We start from the raw sequence: 16,649 nt of genomic DNA, 5'->3' as shown, positions 1-16,649 counted from the left end.
GCACGCTGCCGCCTCCGAAGACCATTCCATCCCCGCACACAGCAATACCGAACCGAACTGAACCGAAAGAACGTGATGTCTTCCAGACGCTCCTCCCGCGCCGGTCTCACCGCCGGGATATCCGCTGCCGCCATGGCCGCGGTCCTGCTGACCGCGGGACCCGCCGACGCGGTCGTGGGACCGGCCGCCCAGGACGGCTCCTACCCGTCCACCGTGAAGCTGGACATCGGCGACGGCAAGCGCAGTTGCACGGCCACACTCGTCGACGAACTGTGGCTGGTCACCGCCGCCAGTTGCTTCACCGACGACCCCGCCCAGTACGCACAGCTCACGGCCGGGGCGCCGAAGCTGAAGACCACCGCGACCGTGGGGCGCGCCGACCTCTCCCGGACGGACGGCGGCACGGTCACGACGGTCGAACAGCTCGTCCCGCGCGGCGACCGTGACCTGGTCATGGCCAGGCTCGCGCAGCCGGTCACCGGTGTCGCGCCGGCCGGCGTCCCGGCCAAGAAGCTGTCGCAGAACGAGGACGTCTCCGTCAGCGGTTTCGGCCGTACCAAGGACGAATGGGTGCCCGACCGCCTGCACTACGGGCGCTTCACCGCGCGCAGCGTGGCGGACACCACCATCGACCTCGCCGGCAAGGACGACGCGGCGGCCGTCTGTGAGGGGGACGCCGGTGCCCCCGTATGGCGCGAGAGCGGCGGCCGGTACGAGCTCGTCGGGGTCAACAACCGGTCGTGGTTCAAGGGCTGCTTCGGTCATGAGGACGAGGCCCGCGACGGTGCCGTCGCGTCCCGTGCGGACGACATCGCCGACTGGATCCAGACGGTACGGCTGACCACGAAGGTCCCGGACGTCAGCGACGTCATCGCGTCCGCCGACTTCGACGGCGACGGCCGCACCGACATCGCCGCCGTCCTGAACGACGGAAACCTGCACGCCTTCTACGCCAAGCCGGACGGCACCCTGCGGTACGGCCGCGAGCTGTGGGCCCACGACGGCACCTGGAAGAACTATACGCAGATCATCGGAGGTGACTTCAACGGCGACGGCAAGGCCGACCTGATCGCCCTCCGCGGCGACGGGCAGCTCTTCCTGCACACCGGCTCCGGCGACGGTCTCCTGAACCCGCGCCGCCCCCTGTGGCACGACACCTCCTGGGGCACGATGAAGCAGATCGTGCGCTACCGCTCCGACTCCTCCGGCCGCGACGGCCTGGCCGCCGTGTGGGGCGACGGCTCGCTGCACGCCTACATCACCAACCCCGACGGCACCCTCGTCAACGCCAAGCGCGACCTGTGGCCCGACAAGACCTGGGACGGCATGAAGCGCATGGCCTCCGGCGACTTCAACGGTGACGGCCGGGACGACATCGCCGCGATCGCCTACGACGGCGCGCTCCGCCTCTACACCGGCAACGCCCAGGGCACCGTCACCCGTGCCGCCGACCTCTGGCACGACAAGACGTGGGGCTACATGCGTTCCGTCCTCGGCGGCGACTTCAACGGCGACGGCAAGACCGACATCGCCGCCCACCGCGCCAACGGCGACCTGCGCCTCTACACCGGCAACGGCACGGGCCCCCTGACCAGCGGCCCGCTCATGTGGTCGGCCACCACTTCCTGACCGGCTCTCCCCCGGTCATACGGCCAGCGGCCCGCACGGCGACACGTCATGTCCGCCGTGCGGGCCGCTGGATCGTTCCTGGGCCGCTGGCAGGCTGCTACGTTCCGCTGGGCAGACCCACACCGCAGGACGGGGACCGTCATGACGTACACATCGCCGCTGTGGCCCGTTTCCGTGAAAAGGTGTCGCGTTTGACGCGCACGTGGTCGGGCGCCGCGTGCTGATCGTGACGTACGGCTGCACCGTGCTGACTCCCGAACGGCCGCCCGTCGTCAGTCACGAGCACGAGCGGCTGGGCCTGTTCTCCATGGGCGCGGTGCCGGGGCTGACCATGCCGGACGGGTACAAGCGGGCCGTCGCCGCCTGGTACGGCCGGGGCATACGGCTTGTCTGACGTGCAGGCCGGTGGAGTTGGTCCGGGCGGGTGCCGGGTGTCGCATTGGCCGTATTCGAGGGTGGGGTCTAGAGGTCTCCTGACTGCGCGCCGGGGTGGCTGATCAGTACTGTCGGGTTCGGGCCTGGGGCAGTGGTGGGCGGGCGGGGGCTGCCTGGTGGGTGGCGCCGCTGTGGCCGGCCGGTGCGGCTCGGGCCGGAGGGCTTCGTTCGCCGGTGGGTGCCGGGGCGGAGCGGCACCGATGAATCTGGAGTCAGTTGTGCGCATCAGCGTCTGTATCCTGCCCGACCGTCCGTTCCGGGAGGCGGCCGCGACCTGGAGGCACGCCGAGGAGCTGGGCTTTCACGCCGCCTACAGCTATGACCACATCACCTGGGCGGGGTTGCCGGACAGTGCCTGGTACGGCGCGATGCCGACGTTGGCGGCCGCTGCCGGAGTCACCTCGCGGATCAGGATCGGTACGTTGGTGACGTCGCCGAACTACCGGCACCCGGTGCCGCTCGCGCACGATGTCATCACGCTGGACGCCATCAGTGAGGGCCGGTTCGTGCTCGGTTTCGGTGCGGGTTCGCCCGATGCCGATGCCTGTGTGCTCGGCCAGGGTGAGCGGGGCAAGGGCTGGTCGGTGCAGGAACGCGGGGGCCGTTACCGCGAGTCGGTCGAGTTGCTGGACCGGCTGCTGACGGGGGCGCCCGACGGGCGCAAGCACACCACCTACCTCGGCCGCTATTACGAGGCGGTCGACGCGCGGCTGGAGCCGGGGTGCGTACAGCGGCCCCGGGTGCCTTTCGCGCTGGCGGCGAACGGTCCGCTGGGCATGCGGACCGTCGCGCGCCACGGCGCGTCGTGGGTCGTCACCGACCAGGGAGACGTGCCGCGGCAGGAGCGGACCGCTGCCTGGACGTGGTCGGTGCTGGCCCGTCGGATGGAGCAGCTCGAAGCGGCGTGCGAGCGCGAGGGGCGTGATCCGAAGACCTTGGGGCGGACGCTGCTGACCGGGTTCTCGCTGCTGCCGACGATGGAGTCGGCACAGGCTTTCGAGGACATCGCGGGTCGGTGTGCCGAGCTGGGTTTCACCGAGGTCGTGGTGCATTACCCGCGTGAGTCCGGGTTCTTCGCCACCGGGCGGCATGTCATCGAGGAGATTGCGCCCGCGCGCAATGCACGCAATGCGTGCGATCCGTGCGATTCGCGCAGTTGAGAGCCTGACCTGCCATACGGCTTCCGGAGCCTGTTCGGCCCCGCCCACGGTTGGCTGTGGACGGGGCCAAACAGGTGCGGCAGTTCCCCGGGGTCAGAGAAGGTCATGCAGCTTCAGGTCGGCTACGCACTTGGTGATGAATTCGGGCGAGAGCGACGGTACGGCTCCCCCGCCCACGCCCAGCCTGGCGACCGCCGCGGTGAACCGTGCGGCCGGTACCGCCGAGCCCGGTCGCGACTCCCCCGGCCGGGCGTACGCCTGCATCAACGGGAGCAGTGACAGGCGCCGTTGGTGTTCGGGCAGGCCGCGCAGGGCCGCCTCGGTGCGCTGGTGCCACTGGCGGTGGTCGTCGAACCGGGTGATCGGGTGGCCCGCGGCGATCAGCCAGTCCACGAACTCGTCCAGGGAAATGCCGTCGTCGTGGGTGTTGACCGTGTTGTAGGTGACGTGGTCGTGCGTGTTGTCGGCGGTGAGGGAGGTGATCGCGGCGGCGGTGAAGTCGACCGGCAGGCCGCTGTAGTGCGCCCGTCCGCGGCGGCCGTCCGGGCCGAGCCGGTAGAAGGAGTACGGCGCCATGCCGGTGGTGATGACGCTGAGGAGCAGCCGGGTGAAGCGGTCGGTCAGGTTCAACTGGCCGGGCAGGCGGCTGTGGGCCAGGATCATGTCCGGCCGCAGGACGGTGACCGGCAGGCCCGTCGCCTCGTGTGCCTGGCGCAGCAGGACTTCGCCGGCCCACTTGCTGGTGGCGTAGCCGTTCGCGTCGGAGTCGTCCAGTTGCCGGACGGGGCACGCCGTACGGACGTCGGCGGTCTCGTCGAGGAACGAGCCGTCCGGCAGCATCGCGGCGGCCACCGTCGAGACGTAGGCGAACCGTTTGACGCGGCGGGTGAGCGCCAGCTCGATGAGCTGCGCCGTGGCGGTGACGTTGGGGGTGAACAGCCGGTGGTACGGCAGGACATGGTTGACCAGTGCGGCGGCGTGCACGATCTGGTCGGTCTCGTCGGCCAGTGTCTGCCGGACCGGCTCCGCCAGTCCCAGTCGCGGTGCCGACACGTCGGCGGCCAGGACCGTCAGATGCTGTACGGCGACGTCGTCGAACCAGTCGGGCTGGTCGGCCGCCGCAGCGCGCAGGCATTCCCGTACGCGCTGGTGTGCGGCCTCGTCGTCGGCGGCCCGGACGAGGCAGGTCAGGCGCCCGCCCGTCGCGGCGACACGCCGCAGCCATTCGACGGCCAGGAAGCGTCCCAGGTAGCCGGTGGCTCCGGTGAGCAGGACGTTGTGGGCGGGGCCGGCGGTGGGAAGTGGCGCCTGGGCCGGTGGCCGGGTCAGGAGCCGTTCGTCCATGAAGCGGTCGAGTGTCAGGTCGCGGGCCGCGACCTCGCGGGCGTCGCGGCCGTGCACCGAGGCGAAGGTGGGGCGGGGCTCCTGGGCGAGGTGCGCCCCGTCGAGGTGGTCGGCGATGCGGGCCAGTGTCGAGGAGGGCTGGAGGATGACCTGGATGGGCACCTCCACGTCGGCTATCTGTTCGAGGACGGTCGAGAAGGTGTGGGCCGACAGGGAGTCACCGCCCAGGTCGGTGAAGGCGGTCTCGGCCCGGATCAGCGAGGACGGGCAGCCGAGGGTGATCTGGGCCGCGGTGAGCACCGCCTGGAGGGGTGTGACCTCTGAGCCGGCCGCTCTGAGCGCCGCGACCTGGCCTGCCCGGCCGGTCGCGATGTCCGCGTACAACTGCTCCAGCCGGGGCCCGTAGTGCTCCTTGAGGGCGGGACGCAGGTGTTTGCCGGCTCCCGACAGCAGACCGTTGGCGACGGTGAACGGCTCCCGTTCCACGATGACGTCGTGCGGGATCTCCCAGGCGTGCAGGCCCGCGCCGTGCGCGAGTTCACGCATCGAGTCCAGGACGCGCCCGCGTACGGTGGCGTCGTCCGCCTCGTTCAGGCGCTGCGCGTCGGGGACCACCACGGCCAGCAGGAACGCCTGCTCGCTGCTGCCGTACACGTAGATCTGCGCGATGTCCGGGCTGGTCGCGTACAGCGCCTCCAGCGCGGCGACGGTGACGAACTCGCCCTGGGAGAGCTTGACGACGTTGTTGATGCGGTCGACGTAGACCAGGCGGCCGGGCGCGGTCTCGGCGAAGACGTCGCCCGTGCGGTAGAAACCGTCCTCGTCGAAGGCGCGGGCGGTGACCTCGGGCTGTTTGTAGTACCCGGGGAACAGTCCGATCGACTTGACCCGCAGCTCGCCTCGGGGGTGCGGCTTGTCGGTGGTGAAGTATCCCAGTTCGGGTACGTCGGCCAGCCGGTAGTCGGTCACCGGCGGGCGGCGCAGTTGCTGGTCCACGACGATGGCCCGGGTCGTCTCCGTCGATCCGTAGCAGTCGACGATCGGTGTGCCGAGGAGGGCGGCGGTGAAGGTGTGCATCGCCTCGGACAGCGGGGCGCTGCCGCACAGTGCAGTGACGATACGGCCGCCGAGCATGCCGTCGCGGACCTGGACGGACGCGGCGGCCTCCGCCTCGGGGCGCGGGACGCCGGTCCGGCCGATGCGGTCGGCTTCGAGCAGATGGCGCTGGTGCACCATGTCGCAGATTCTCGGTACGAGGCTCAGTGCCGTGGGCCGGGCCAGGCGGATGTCGTCGAACAGGGTCGACATGTCGCCGCGGGCGGTGAAGTAGCCGGTGCCGCCGCAGGCGAGGCCGTTGATCAGCCAGGCGCGGCCGTTGACGTGGCTCATCGGCATGTAGTGCACCACGAACACCGGATTGCCGCCGGCGCCACCGGCGTTGAGGCCGCCGCGCGCGTTGTGCCACATCCTCGTGAGCATGGCGGCGGTGTAGATCGCGCCCTTGGGGGTGCCCGTGCTTCCGGAGGTGTAGATCAGGCTGACCAGCCGGTCCGGGTCGTCGTCCTCGTACGGCTGCGCGGGCGGAAGCTGAGCGCCCCGGTCCAAGTCGTCCTGGAGCAGAGCCACCTCGGCCCGGCCGCTCAGCGCGGCGCCGGCCGCCTCGAAGGCTTCCCGGTGGTCCTCCACCCGCGGATCGCAGTCGAAGACCACCAGCCGCTCGATGGAGTCGCAGGCCAGGACGGCGTCGACGGCGGCCTCGATCGAGCCGATGTCCGCGGCGAGGACGCGGGGCAGGGTCTCGGCGAGGACCGGCGCCAGCCGTACGGCGGGCGCGCCGGTGGGCAGCGGCACCGACACCGCTCCCAGGTGCATGCAGGCCAGGTCGATGGTGGTGTAGTCCAGGCCGGTGAAGCCCAGGGTGGCGACGAAGTCTCCGGGGCGCAGGGCGCTGGTGCCTGAGGCGTTGCCGTCGGTCCAGGCTGTCGCGAGGTGGCCGACCCGCTGCCACAGTCCGGCGTAGGACACCGTCTCGAAGGCGGGCAGCAGTTCGCGGGTACGGCGGCCGGTGACGGGGTCGCGGACGAGGTGTTCGGCCCGGCGGGCGAGGGCCGGGCGGTCCGCGTATCCGTGCATGGCGGCCGCGATGGCGCCGGTGAGGCTGTCGTGTCGGCTGATGGCGTCGGCGACGTCGGGGTCGGGGGCGGCCCGGGCGAACTGCGGGTCGCTCGCGTACAGCGCCGCGATCCTGGACGCGACGTCGTGGTCTGCCTGAGGCTCCGGCATGAGTACTCCGATGTGGGAAGAGTGCGCAGAAGCGGGAGAGCGGAGGAACGGGGCAAAGGAAGGAATGCGGGAAGCGATTGGGAACGAGGGGTGGTTGAGGAGCGGGGACGCGCCGAAGCGCTGCCTGATGGCGAGGACCCGTCAGGCAGCGCCGACGGCCGCGGCCCGACCACCGCCCTGTCAACCGATGTCGGCAGGCGCAGACCGGCCAGCGCCCCCGTCAACCGATGCCGACAGGCGCAGTCCGGCCGCCGCCTCCGTCACCCGGTCTCGGCGGGCAATGCCCGGCCGCCGACAACCGCCGCCAGCGCCATCAGTACGTAGACGGCGACCAGTGCGACCGCCGGGGCGGTGATGCTGGTCGCGGCCGGGAGGCCGGCGAGCAGGGCGACGCCGATCAGGGAGCCGGTGGAGCGGCCCGCCGACATCAGGCCGGAGGCGATGGCCGAGTGGTGCGCCGGCGCCGCCGCCATGGTCAGGGTGATCTGCGGGACGGTCATCAGGCCGAAGCCCAGGCCGATGAAGACCAGTCCGGCGCACGTGCCGAGGGGGGCGTGGCTGCCGATGACGGCCAGCAGTACGCCGCCGAGCAGGGACAGGGCGATTCCGGCGCCCAGTACCGTCCGGGGGCCGAGCTTGGTGCCGAAGCGTCCGGCGAGCAGGGGCATGAAGGTGATGGGCAGGGCGGAGGCCAGGAAGCACAGCCCCACGGTGACCGGGTCGTATCCGCGCGCCTGCTGGAGGAAGACGCTCAGGGTGAACATCAGGCCGTTGTAGCCGACGAAGAGCAGCAGACCGACCGTCACATAGCTGCGGAATCCCGGCGCCCGGAACAGCTCTCCCGGGATCATGGGGTGGGCGTAACTGCGCTGCCGGGCGACGAAGACGGCGAAGGCGATCAGCGCGATCACCGCGGCCGCCACCGGCAGCGGCCGGGTCCAGCCCAGGTCCTGGCCTTCGGCGAGCGCCAGTGCCAGGCCGCCGAGGAAGACGACGGACAGCAGTTGGCCCGGGATGTCCTGCGGCTCCCTGTGCGCGGGCTGTTCGTGCCGGGGCATGTGCCGTGCCGAGAGCCACAGGACGGTCAGGGCGATGGGTACGTTGATCAGGAAGATGCTGCGCCAGCCCACCGACTCCACCAGGGCGCCGCCGAGGGTGGGCCCGAAGGCGACCGGGCTGCCCGCGACCATCGACCAGATGGAGACCGCTTTGGCGCGTTGGCCGGGGTCGCGGTAGGTGTCGGTGAGCATCACCAGGGTGGCGGGCATGACCAGTACCGCGCCCAGTCCTTGCGCGGCCCGCATGGCGACGAGTACGGCGCCGTTGGGGGCCAGGCCGCACAGCGCGGACGTCGCCCCGAACAGCACGACGCCGAGCCGGAACATGGGCACCGCGCCGTACCGTTTCACCGCGGCGGAGCCGGCCAGCATCAGGCCGGCGATGACGACCACGTAGGACGTGACGACGAACTGCATCGTCGGCAGGCTCGCACGGAGGCTGTCGCGGATCGCCGGGACGGCGACGTGCACGATGCTGGTGTCGATGACGATCATGCCGTGTGCCAGGCAGGCCAGTGTCAGGACGCGGCCGGGCCGCAGGGTCGCCCCGCCCCCGTCCGACGTGCGGTGGTCGAGACTGGTGGATTCGGCCATGGCCTGCCATTTCACATGTGGGCGGAGAATTGTTTCCGGGCAATACAGCGGAATTCTAGTGCCAAAACGCGCAGCGTCAACAGGTAAGTGCGCCGGGCCGGCCGAGTGTCCGAATTATCCGATTCCAGGGTCAGGTATAGAGGACGGTCTACTTCCCTGCGGCTCCTGACGCTCCGTAGTCTTCGGGGCGCTGAGAAACGCGATAGAGCGCAGCCTGGAAGTGCAAGGGGGATTACCATTGACTTTTTCCCGAGAGTCTTGGGAAACATTGCAACGCCCGTCGTCCATGCCGTTCCACCGTTATGCACGAAACGCTGCGGCTCCCACTTCAGGCTGGTCACGGCGGTGGCCGGACGGTACGCTCGATCGTAGCCCGATCTGGGCCTCGGTTGATCTGCGCGACGGCAACCAGGCGCTGGCCGACCCCATGGACACCCGCCGCAAGCAGCGGATGTTCGATCTGCTGGTGGCCACCGGTTTCAAGGACATAGAAATCGGCTATCCGGCGGCCAGTGCGCACGACTTCGATTTCGTACGGAAACTGGTCGTCAAGGAAGGAATTCCGGACGATGTGACGGTGTCGGTTTTCACGCCGGCCCGTGCCGATCTCATCGAGCGGACCTTCGAGGCGATTCGCGGAGCCGAACGCGCCGTGGTGCATTTGTGTCACGCGACGGCGTGCCTGTGGCGCGAGGTCGTGTTCGGCATGTCGGCGCGTGAGGTGGTGGGCATGGCCGTCGAGGGTGCCCAGCACCTGGTGCGGCTGGCGGAGCGCGAGCCCGGGAGCGACATCCGCTTCGAGTACTCGCCGGAGACCTTCAACCTGACCGAGCCGGAACTGGCGCTGGAGATCGCCAACCGGGTCGCGGAGGTCGTCGGCGCCACCGCCGAGCGGCCGCTGACGCTGAACCTGCCGACGACCGTGGAGACCCACTCGCCGCACGTCTTCGCCGACCAGGTCGAGTGGATGCACCGCAACCTGGACCGGCGTGAGGCCGTCATCCTGTCCGTGCATCCGCACAACGACCGGGGCACCGCCGTAGCGTCGGCGGAGCTGGCCCTGCTCGCCGGCGCCGACCGGGTCGAGGGCACCTTGTTCGGCAACGGGGAACGCACCGGCAACGTCTGCCTGGTGACGCTGGCGCTGAACATGTTCAGCAGCGGCGTCGACCCCCAACTGGACCTGTCCGACATCGACACCGTCCGCGAGATCGTCGAGGACTGCAACCGGCTGCCGGTGCACCCCCGCCACCCGTACGCCGGTGACCTGGTGTACACCGCCTTCTCCGGCACCCACCAGGACGCCATCGCCAAGGGCCTGGCGGCGCTGGCCGACCGGGCCGAACGCGAGGGCAAGGACGTCGGTGAGCTGCCCTGGCAGGTTCCGTACCTGCCCATCGACCCGAAGGACGTGGGCCGCGACTACCAGGCGATCATCCGGGTCAACGGCCAGTCCGGCAAGGGCGGCATCAACTACGTGCTCAAGGCCGGCTGGGGCGTCGACCTGCCGGTGGAGCTGCGGCGGGACTTCGCGGCAGTGGTCCAGGCGTCCGCCGACGCCCTGGGGCGGGAGCTGGAGCCGCCGGAGATCTGGCAGTTGCTGCGGGAGACCTACGGCCTCGACGACTCACCGGCGCTGCCCGCCGGCACCGACGAGCACGAGGTCCTCGGGCAGCTCGGCGCCGAGCACGGCGTGGCGTTCACCCGGGTGCACTTCACGGGCACGCCCGCGGCGACCGGCGCGCCGGCGACCTGCCTGGTGGCACTGGAGGCGGGCGGCCGGACGCTCTGGGGGCTCGGCCAGGCGGCCACCACCACCGACGCGGCACACCGATCGGCCCGTTCCGCCCTGCGCAGGGCGGGCCTGCACGAAGGAGCACGGTGAAGAACAACTCTTTTCTCGCGGTCAGTCCCGGTATCTACCGGGAGGACAGCGGCATGGTCTACGAGGACTACGTCCCCGGCGAGGTCGTCGAGCACCGTCCGGGCCGCACCATCACCATGACCGACAACGTGTGGAGCTCGCTGCTCTGCCTGAACCAGCATCCGCTGCACATCGACGCGGTCTACGCCGAGCAGACCCCGTTCGGCAAGATCGTCGTCTCCAGCCTGGTCACCTTCGGGATCGTCAACGGGATGACCGTCTCCACCATCAGCGCCAAGTGCGTCGCCAACCTCGGCTGGGACAAGGTGCGGCTGACCGCCCCGGTGTTCGTGGGCGACACGCTCTACGCGCAGACCCGCATCGTCTCCCGGCGGGAGTCCGAGACGCGGCCCGAGCAGGGCATCGTGACCGTCCACACCACCGGCCGCAATCAGGACGACGTACCGGTCATCGAATTCGAGCGGACGATTCTCGTCCCCAAGCAGGGAGCAGAGCAATGATTCCGGTCATCGACCTGGAGCCGGGCCGCCCCGACCTGGAGCGCAAGATCGCCGAGGAGATCTCCGAGGCGTGCCGGAACACCGGTTTCTTCGTCGTGCGCGGACACGGCATCGCCTCCGAGGTCTTCGACGACGCCTACGCCGCCTCGCTGCGCTTCTTCGCCCTCCCGCCGGAGACCAAGGACGCGTTCGCGATGCGCACCTCCAATGCGCGGGGCGAGAGCGACTACAGCCCGTACGGGTACAGCGCCCTGCTGTCCGAGAACGCCTTCGCCTACACCGGCAAGCCGGGCATGCCCTCGGACTACGTCGAGAAGTTCAGCGTCGGGCGGCTGATCCTGCACGACGACGAGGAGCTGCCGTTCCCGGCGGACGAGCTGGGGGCGCAGTTGCGCGCGGCGCTGAAGCGGTACTTCGCCGCCTGCGAGACGGTGGCGGGCCAGATCGCCGAACTCCTGGCGCTGGCCCTGGACCTGCCCCGGGACTTCTTCGCCACCCGCACGGACACCTCCAACGACTCGCTGCGCTCGCACCTGTACCCCGGCGTCGACCCGCAGTTCCTCAACGACCAGGGCATGGGGCAGCACACCGACGGCACGCTGATCACGCTGCTCACCCAGGACGGCCCTGGCCTGCAGTTGCAGGACCGTTCCGGGCGCTGGCTGGACATCGACGTGCAGGAGCGCGACAGCTTCATCGTCAACATCGGCGACCTGATGGCCCGCTGGTCGAACGACGAGTACGTCTCGACGCCGCACCGGGTGCGCCTCGCCGACCGGCGGCGCCAGTCCATCGTCTTCTTCAAGCTGGCGAACGACGACACCGTCATCGAGTGCTTCCCCAAGTTCGCCGCCGACCGCCCCGCGAAGTACGCACCGATCCGCTACGAGGACTTCTCGCTGCAGAAGATGAACCTGCTGTTCGGGAGGGAAGAGGCGCGATGAAAGCCTACGCGAGCCTGCTCTACACCCCGGCGCTGCTGCTGGCGTCGGTCGCCCGGCCGGGCAAGGTCAAGGCCGACATGCTGGTCCTGGACCTGGAGGACTCCACCCACCCGGCCCGGAAGGCCGAGGCCCGCGCCCTGCTGGCGCAGACCGACCTCACCGGGGCCGGCCTGCCCGCCCTGGGCCTGCGGGTGAACACGATCGCCACGCCCGACGGTCTGAAGGACCTTCAGGCGCTGATCGAGATGGACGCCGCCATCGGCGGTGTCCCGCTCGACGTGATCTTCATCCCCAAGATCTCCGGCCCCGGTGACGTGGCGGTCTACCGGTCGCTGCTGTCGCACACGTCCAGACCGCCGCAGATCTGCAGCTTCATCGAGACCGTCGACTCGGTGGAGAACGCCGCGGACATCGCCGCGGTCAGCGACGGTCTGTGCTTCGGCCAGGCCGACCTGACGGCCGAGCTGTACGCCGAGAACGCGTTCTACCTCGATCACGCGCGGGCCCGGCTGTGCGCCGCGGCGGCCAAGTACCGGGTGCCCGCCATCGACACCAACTCCTTCGAGCTGCACGACCTCGACGTGGTCGCGGCGCAGTGCCGGGCCGCCCGCGACGCCGGGTTCACCGGCAAGGCGGCCATCCACCCGCGTCAGGTGGAGGTCATCGCCGAGACGTTCACCGTCGGGCCGGAGGAGATCGCCGACTACCGCAGCGTGGTCGAGGACTACCACTCCACGCCGTACGGCTTCGCGGTCGAGGAGGGCCGGGTGCTCGCCCCGCCGTTCGTGCTGCGGGCCCAGCGCATGCTCCAGCTCCACGCGCCCGAAGCCGCGGCAGCGGCCGCGGCCGCCGTCGTCCACGCCACCGCCCCCGCCGAGTAACCGGGAGTTTTTCTCGTGAAGACCCTTCCGCAGCACGTGATGATCGATGTCTCCGCCTACGACAGCGAGCTGGTCGACGGCCGACTGCAGGCCACCGACGGCCGGCTGGTGTCCGAACTGGTCCGTCTGGTCACCGAAGGCGACGGTGTCGCCGTCTGCCACGGTGTCGCCAAGACGCTGACGCGGCACGGGCTGGACGTGGGCAAGGAGCAGGACGCCGCCGTCGCCCGCGACTACCTCGAATCGCTGTTCCGCGCCTTCGGCGAGCGGGTGGACGTCGACCGGTTCAGCCCGGTGGCGATGGACTACGACCGTATCGCCGGCATGGACGTCGACGGCTACAACAAGAACACCCACTTCACCCCGAACGGGGACCACACCACCGAGCGCGAGTTCCTGACGACGAAGTGCGTGCACTTCGACGCCGCCACGCCGTTCATCGGCAACATCTACGGCCCCAACACCAACATCGCGGGCGGCACCCCGATGGTCTGCGACACCCGCGCCTACTGCCAGGAGCGCGGCGTGACCCCGGCCGACCTGCTCGAACTGATGCCGCACAGCTTCAACGTCGCGGTCAAGGAGGAGCACGCCGAGCCGGTGCTGTCCGGTTACGCGGCCGCGGTCGACGCCGACCTGTCCGCCGACCTGGTCATGGTCGTCCTGCTGAACGAGGTGGACGGCGGGCTCGCGCACGCCGGTTCCGAGCCTCGTCCGGCCGACCCCGCGCGGCCCGCCCGCCGCCCGATCCGGCACCTGGAGTACCAGTTCGCCGAGGACGTCGAGCTGGCCAAGTGGTACCGCCACTACCAGTTGGCGATCCCCCAGCCCAGCCTCCAGGTGCCGGACGAGGCCGCGCGCGAGCGCTACCACCGCGGCATCGACCCGGTCGGGGCGGGCCAGTGACGACCTCCGCACAGCACGACGTGCCGCTGATGTCCGACGACGACCGTGCGGAGCTCGACCGGCTGCTCACGGCCCTCGCCGCGGACGAGTGGCCGGAAGACATCGGCGAGGCCCGGAAGTTCTACGACGCGTGGGGCGTGCCGGTCGCCGACGACATCAAGGTCGAAGAGCGGCCCGGCGGCCATCTGCTCACCCCGCCGGAGACCGACGGCTCGCTGACCGGGCTCTACCTGCACGGCGGCGGATATGTCTACGGTTCGCTGCGCAGCCACGGCCACATGGTCGGGGAGCTCGCCCGGGCGGCCCGCTGCCGGATGTTCTTCGTCGACTACCGGCGGGCCCCCGAGCACCCCTATCCCGCGGCGCTCGACGACGCGGTGGCGGCCTACGGCAGCCTGCTCGCCGAAGGGCTGTCCGCCCGTGAGGTGGTCCTCGTCGGCGACTCGGCGGGCGGCGGCCTGGTGCTCGCGACGCTGCTGAAGCTGCGGAACGCGGGGACGGCGTTGCCGGCCGCCGCGGCCTGCATCTCGCCGTGGACGGACCTGACGGGCAGCGGGGAGACGTACCGCACCCTGGAGCACGAGGACCCCATGCTCACCAAGCCGGTCGTGGAACTGGTGTCCGCCTCCTACCGGGCGGGCACCCCGCCGACGGACCCCTACGTCTCCCCGCTGTTCGGTGACCTCGCGGGTCTGCCGCCGGTGTTCATGCAGGTCGGCAGCCGCGAGATCCTGCTCAGCGACGCCCAGCGGTTCATCGACGGCGTGCGGGGCGCCGGGGGCACCGGGGTGCTGGAGGTCTGGCCCGGCATGGTGCACGTGTGGCACTTGCACCACTCGCGCCTGGCCAAGGCCCGCGAGGCCGTGACCCGGCTCGGCGGCTGGCTGCACGGCCAGGCGGCGGGTGCGCGATGACCGAGGACATCACAGGACCCCACCGCTACCGCAACAACCGCAAGATGGTGCCGGCCAGCGAGGCTGCCTGGGGCCTGTCCGTCAAACACGGCATGCTCGGCCTGGTGGTCGAGGCCGTCGACGGCCAGAACCGGCTGCGCGACGTACGGACGGGGCACGAGTTCACCAACCTCTCCTCCTGTTCGTACCTGGGCCTCAACAGCCACCCCACGGTGGTCGAGGCCGGTCGGGCCGCCCTGGAGCAGGAGCAGATCACCGGGCTGTCCATGGGCGAGTTCCGCATCCGGCTGGGCATCATGGAGCAGTTGGAGCAGGAGCTCTCGGACCACTTCGGCGCCCATGTGCTGCCGTCGGTGTCCTGCGGAGTGCTCAGCGCGGCGATCCTGCCGCTGCTGGCCTCCGGGCACCTGACGGACGGCGAGCCGCTGGTCGTGGTCTTCGACCGGTTCGCGCACTTCTCCATGAACTTCCTCAAGCCCGTCCTGGCCGACGAGACGCTGGTGCTGACCTGTCCGCACAACGACATGGAGTACCTGGAGGACATCTGCAAGCGGTATCCGCGGGTGGCCTACGTCGGTGAGGGTGTCTACTCCACCGGCGGGCAGGCGGACCTGGAGGGGATCAAGGCCCTGCAGGACCGTTACGGGATGTTCGTCTACCTCGACGACTCGCACGCCCTGTCGGCCGTCGGCGCACGCGGCGAGGGTTACGCGCGCACCGTCTTCGACACCCTCGACGCCCGGACGATCGTCGTCGCCTCGACCGCCAAGGCGTTCGGCGCCACCGGCGGCATCGCCATGGTCGGTGACCGCGGCGTGTTCGACTTCCTCTACCGGTCCGGGCCGCTGGCCTGGTCCCAGGGGCTGCGGACGGCCGCCATCGGGACCGCGCTGGGCGCCCTGGAGGTCCACCGCGGCCCGGAGCTGGGTCGGCGTCAGCAACAGCTCGCCCGCAACATCGAGCTGTTCGACGAGCGGCTGAGGGGACACGGCCTGCGCGGGGAAGGGTCGCACATCAAGTTCGTCACGGTCGGCGACAACGACCGGGCGGTCCGCCTGTCGACCGAGCTGTACCGGCGCGGCTACTACTGCTCCGCGATGTTCTTCCCGATCGTGGCGCAGGGCCAGGCGGGCGTACGGATGATGCTGCGCGGCGACATGCCCACGGAGCTGACCGAACGCTTCGCGGCGGACCTGCTCGACGTCCTGGCGGACCTCGGATGACGGTCGTCGGCAGGGAGCACGGGGTGGCCGACGTGACGGCCGTGGCCGCGCTGATGCGCAAGAGCCTGCGCAGCGGCGCGGTGGGCCGGATGAGCGTGCCGCTGCGGGAGGTCGTCGACGAGGGCCGCGGCACCAGGTTCCTGTCCATGCCGGCCGTCAGCAGCGATCTCGGACTGTGCGTCAACAAGACGGGCACCATCACGGACGGCCCCGGGCCGACCGTGACCTCCGTGGTCACGGTGTTCTCGGCCGACACCGGAGACCTGGTGGGGGTGCTGGACGGCGCGGCCGTCACCAACCTGAAGTGCGCGGCCGTCACGGCGCTGGTCACCGACCGCTGCGCGGCCCGGGACGCCGGTGTCCTGGCGATCGTCGGTTCGGGTGTCCAGGCGTGGCAGCAGTACCTGGGGGTCTCGGCGGTGCGCGACATCACCGAGGTACGGGTGCACTCCCGTTCCCGGGAGCACGCCGAGGCGCTGTGCAAACGCATCCGCCGCGCGGACGGAAACGTACGTACCAAGGTCAGCGCGTCGGCCCGGGAGGCCACCGACGCGGCGGACGTGATCTCCACGGCGACCACGTCCGTACAGCCGCTGCCCATCGCGCCGGAGCTTCCCGAGCACGTGCACATCAACTGCATGGGGGCGCACACCACCGAGTCGCGGGAACTGTCCCGCTCGCTGCTCACCGCCGCCACGCTCGTCGTCGAGGACATCGGGATCGCCGTGGCCGAGGCGGGCGAGATCCACCGGAAGGCGATCGACCTGGAGGCGCTGGAGAACGGCCGGCATACCGGCCTCGGAGGCCGCCCGACCGTCTTCAGCTCCACCGGGCACGCCTCGCTGGACCTCATCACCTGTGCCCATCTGGTGGCGCAGGAGCACCACTGACCG

At 70.4% G+C, this 16,649-nt stretch carries 13 protein-coding genes; 11 read left to right on the top strand and 2 right to left on the bottom strand.

The genetic code is table 11. From position 1 onward, the window contains the following. Positions 1-75: 75 nt before the first annotated feature. The 3 genes from EJG53_RS39945 (at position 76) to EJG53_RS39935 (ending at position 3,224) form a co-directional block, all read left to right on the top strand. Entirely contained in the window at positions 76-1,629 is a 1,554-nt protein-coding gene (locus EJG53_RS39945) for an FG-GAP-like repeat-containing protein (protein WP_125048979.1), read from the top strand. A gap of 202 nt (positions 1,630-1,831) precedes the next feature. Continuing rightward, a complete protein-coding gene (locus EJG53_RS39940; RefSeq protein WP_125048978.1) occupies positions 1,832-2,023 on the top strand; it encodes an NUDIX hydrolase in 192 nt (63 codons plus the stop codon). A 241-nt stretch (positions 2,024-2,264) separates the two neighbouring features. Further along, positions 2,265-3,224, top strand: coding sequence for an LLM class flavin-dependent oxidoreductase (locus EJG53_RS39935; RefSeq protein WP_244955557.1), 960 nt, complete (start codon positions 2,265-2,267; stop codon positions 3,222-3,224). A gap of 93 nt (positions 3,225-3,317) precedes the next feature. On the opposite strand, the gene car is transcribed toward EJG53_RS39935, so the two are convergent. After that, on the bottom strand, positions 3,318-6,851 hold the full coding sequence (gene car / locus EJG53_RS39930; RefSeq protein ID WP_125048977.1) for a carboxylic acid reductase: 3,534 nt from the start codon (positions 6,849-6,851) through the stop codon (positions 3,318-3,320). A gap of 260 nt (positions 6,852-7,111) precedes the next feature. Continuing rightward, positions 7,112-8,503, bottom strand: coding sequence for an MFS transporter (locus tag EJG53_RS39925; protein ID WP_125048976.1), 1,392 nt, complete (start codon positions 8,501-8,503; stop codon positions 7,112-7,114). Positions 8,504-8,789: 286 nt separating this feature from the next. On the opposite strand from EJG53_RS39925, the gene EJG53_RS39920 reads away from it, so the two are divergent. From EJG53_RS39920 to EJG53_RS39885, 8 genes are read left to right on the top strand one after another with little or no spacing between them, the layout of a single operon-like run. Next, positions 8,790-10,388: a 2-isopropylmalate synthase gene (locus EJG53_RS39920; protein WP_125048975.1), complete on the top strand. Its 1,599-nt coding sequence runs from the start codon at positions 8,790-8,792 to the stop codon at positions 10,386-10,388. A gap of 53 nt (positions 10,389-10,441) precedes the next feature. Beyond that, positions 10,442-10,888: a MaoC family dehydratase gene (locus tag EJG53_RS39915; RefSeq protein WP_241268955.1), complete on the top strand. Its 447-nt coding sequence runs from the start codon at positions 10,442-10,444 to the stop codon at positions 10,886-10,888. Continuing rightward, complete coding sequence (locus tag EJG53_RS39910; RefSeq protein ID WP_125048973.1) at positions 10,885-11,832, top strand: isopenicillin N synthase family dioxygenase; 948 nt, start codon at positions 10,885-10,887, stop codon at positions 11,830-11,832. Before EJG53_RS39915 ends, EJG53_RS39910 begins: the two co-directional genes overlap by 4 nt. Then, positions 11,829-12,713, top strand: a complete 885-nt coding sequence (locus tag EJG53_RS39905; RefSeq protein ID WP_125048972.1) for an HpcH/HpaI aldolase/citrate lyase family protein — start codon at positions 11,829-11,831, stop codon at positions 12,711-12,713. The genes EJG53_RS39910 and EJG53_RS39905 overlap by 4 nt, the downstream gene beginning before the upstream one ends. Before the next feature lie 15 nt (positions 12,714-12,728). Then, the gene (locus EJG53_RS39900) at positions 12,729-13,619 is read left to right on the top strand and encodes a hypothetical protein (RefSeq protein ID WP_125048971.1); all 891 of its coding nucleotides are present in this window, start codon (positions 12,729-12,731) and stop codon (positions 13,617-13,619) included. Further along, a complete protein-coding gene (locus tag EJG53_RS39895) occupies positions 13,616-14,533 on the top strand; it encodes an alpha/beta hydrolase (RefSeq protein WP_125048970.1) in 918 nt (305 codons plus the stop codon). The genes EJG53_RS39900 and EJG53_RS39895 overlap by 4 nt, the downstream gene beginning before the upstream one ends. Further along, the gene (locus EJG53_RS39890) at positions 14,530-15,756 is read left to right on the top strand and encodes an aminotransferase class I/II-fold pyridoxal phosphate-dependent enzyme (protein WP_125048969.1); all 1,227 of its coding nucleotides are present in this window, start codon (positions 14,530-14,532) and stop codon (positions 15,754-15,756) included. The genes EJG53_RS39895 and EJG53_RS39890 overlap by 4 nt, the downstream gene beginning before the upstream one ends. Before the next feature lie 23 nt (positions 15,757-15,779). Then, positions 15,780-16,646, top strand: a complete 867-nt coding sequence (locus EJG53_RS39885) for an ornithine cyclodeaminase family protein (RefSeq protein WP_244955556.1) — start codon at positions 15,780-15,782, stop codon at positions 16,644-16,646. Positions 16,647-16,649: the final 3 nt, after the last annotated feature.

The organism is Streptomyces chrestomyceticus JCM 4735 (assembly GCF_003865135.1).
Classification (GTDB): Bacteria; Actinomycetota; Actinomycetes; order Streptomycetales; family Streptomycetaceae; genus Streptomyces; species Streptomyces chrestomyceticus.
Note: the sequence above shows the minus strand (reverse complement) of the source record. Positions and strands in the feature narration are given on the sequence as shown.

Coding starts and splice junctions, on each gene's coding strand:
- EJG53_RS39925 (WP_125048976.1), bottom strand. CDS start 8,503: ATGGCCGAATCCACCAGTCTCGACCACCGCACGTCGGACGGGGGCGGG.
- EJG53_RS39935 (WP_244955557.1), top strand. CDS start 2,265: ATGAATCTGGAGTCAGTTGTGCGCATCAGCGTCTGTATCCTGCCCGAC.
- EJG53_RS39910 (WP_125048973.1), top strand. CDS start 10,885: ATGATTCCGGTCATCGACCTGGAGCCGGGCCGCCCCGACCTGGAGCGC.
- EJG53_RS39945 (WP_125048979.1), top strand. CDS start 76: ATGTCTTCCAGACGCTCCTCCCGCGCCGGTCTCACCGCCGGGATATCC.
- car (WP_125048977.1), bottom strand. CDS start 6,851: ATGCCGGAGCCTCAGGCAGACCACGACGTCGCGTCCAGGATCGCGGCG.
- EJG53_RS39890 (WP_125048969.1), top strand. CDS start 14,530: ATGACCGAGGACATCACAGGACCCCACCGCTACCGCAACAACCGCAAG.
- EJG53_RS39920 (WP_125048975.1), top strand. CDS start 8,790: ATGCCGTTCCACCGTTATGCACGAAACGCTGCGGCTCCCACTTCAGGC.
- EJG53_RS39905 (WP_125048972.1), top strand. CDS start 11,829: ATGAAAGCCTACGCGAGCCTGCTCTACACCCCGGCGCTGCTGCTGGCG.
- EJG53_RS39915 (WP_241268955.1), top strand. CDS start 10,442: ATGGTCTACGAGGACTACGTCCCCGGCGAGGTCGTCGAGCACCGTCCG.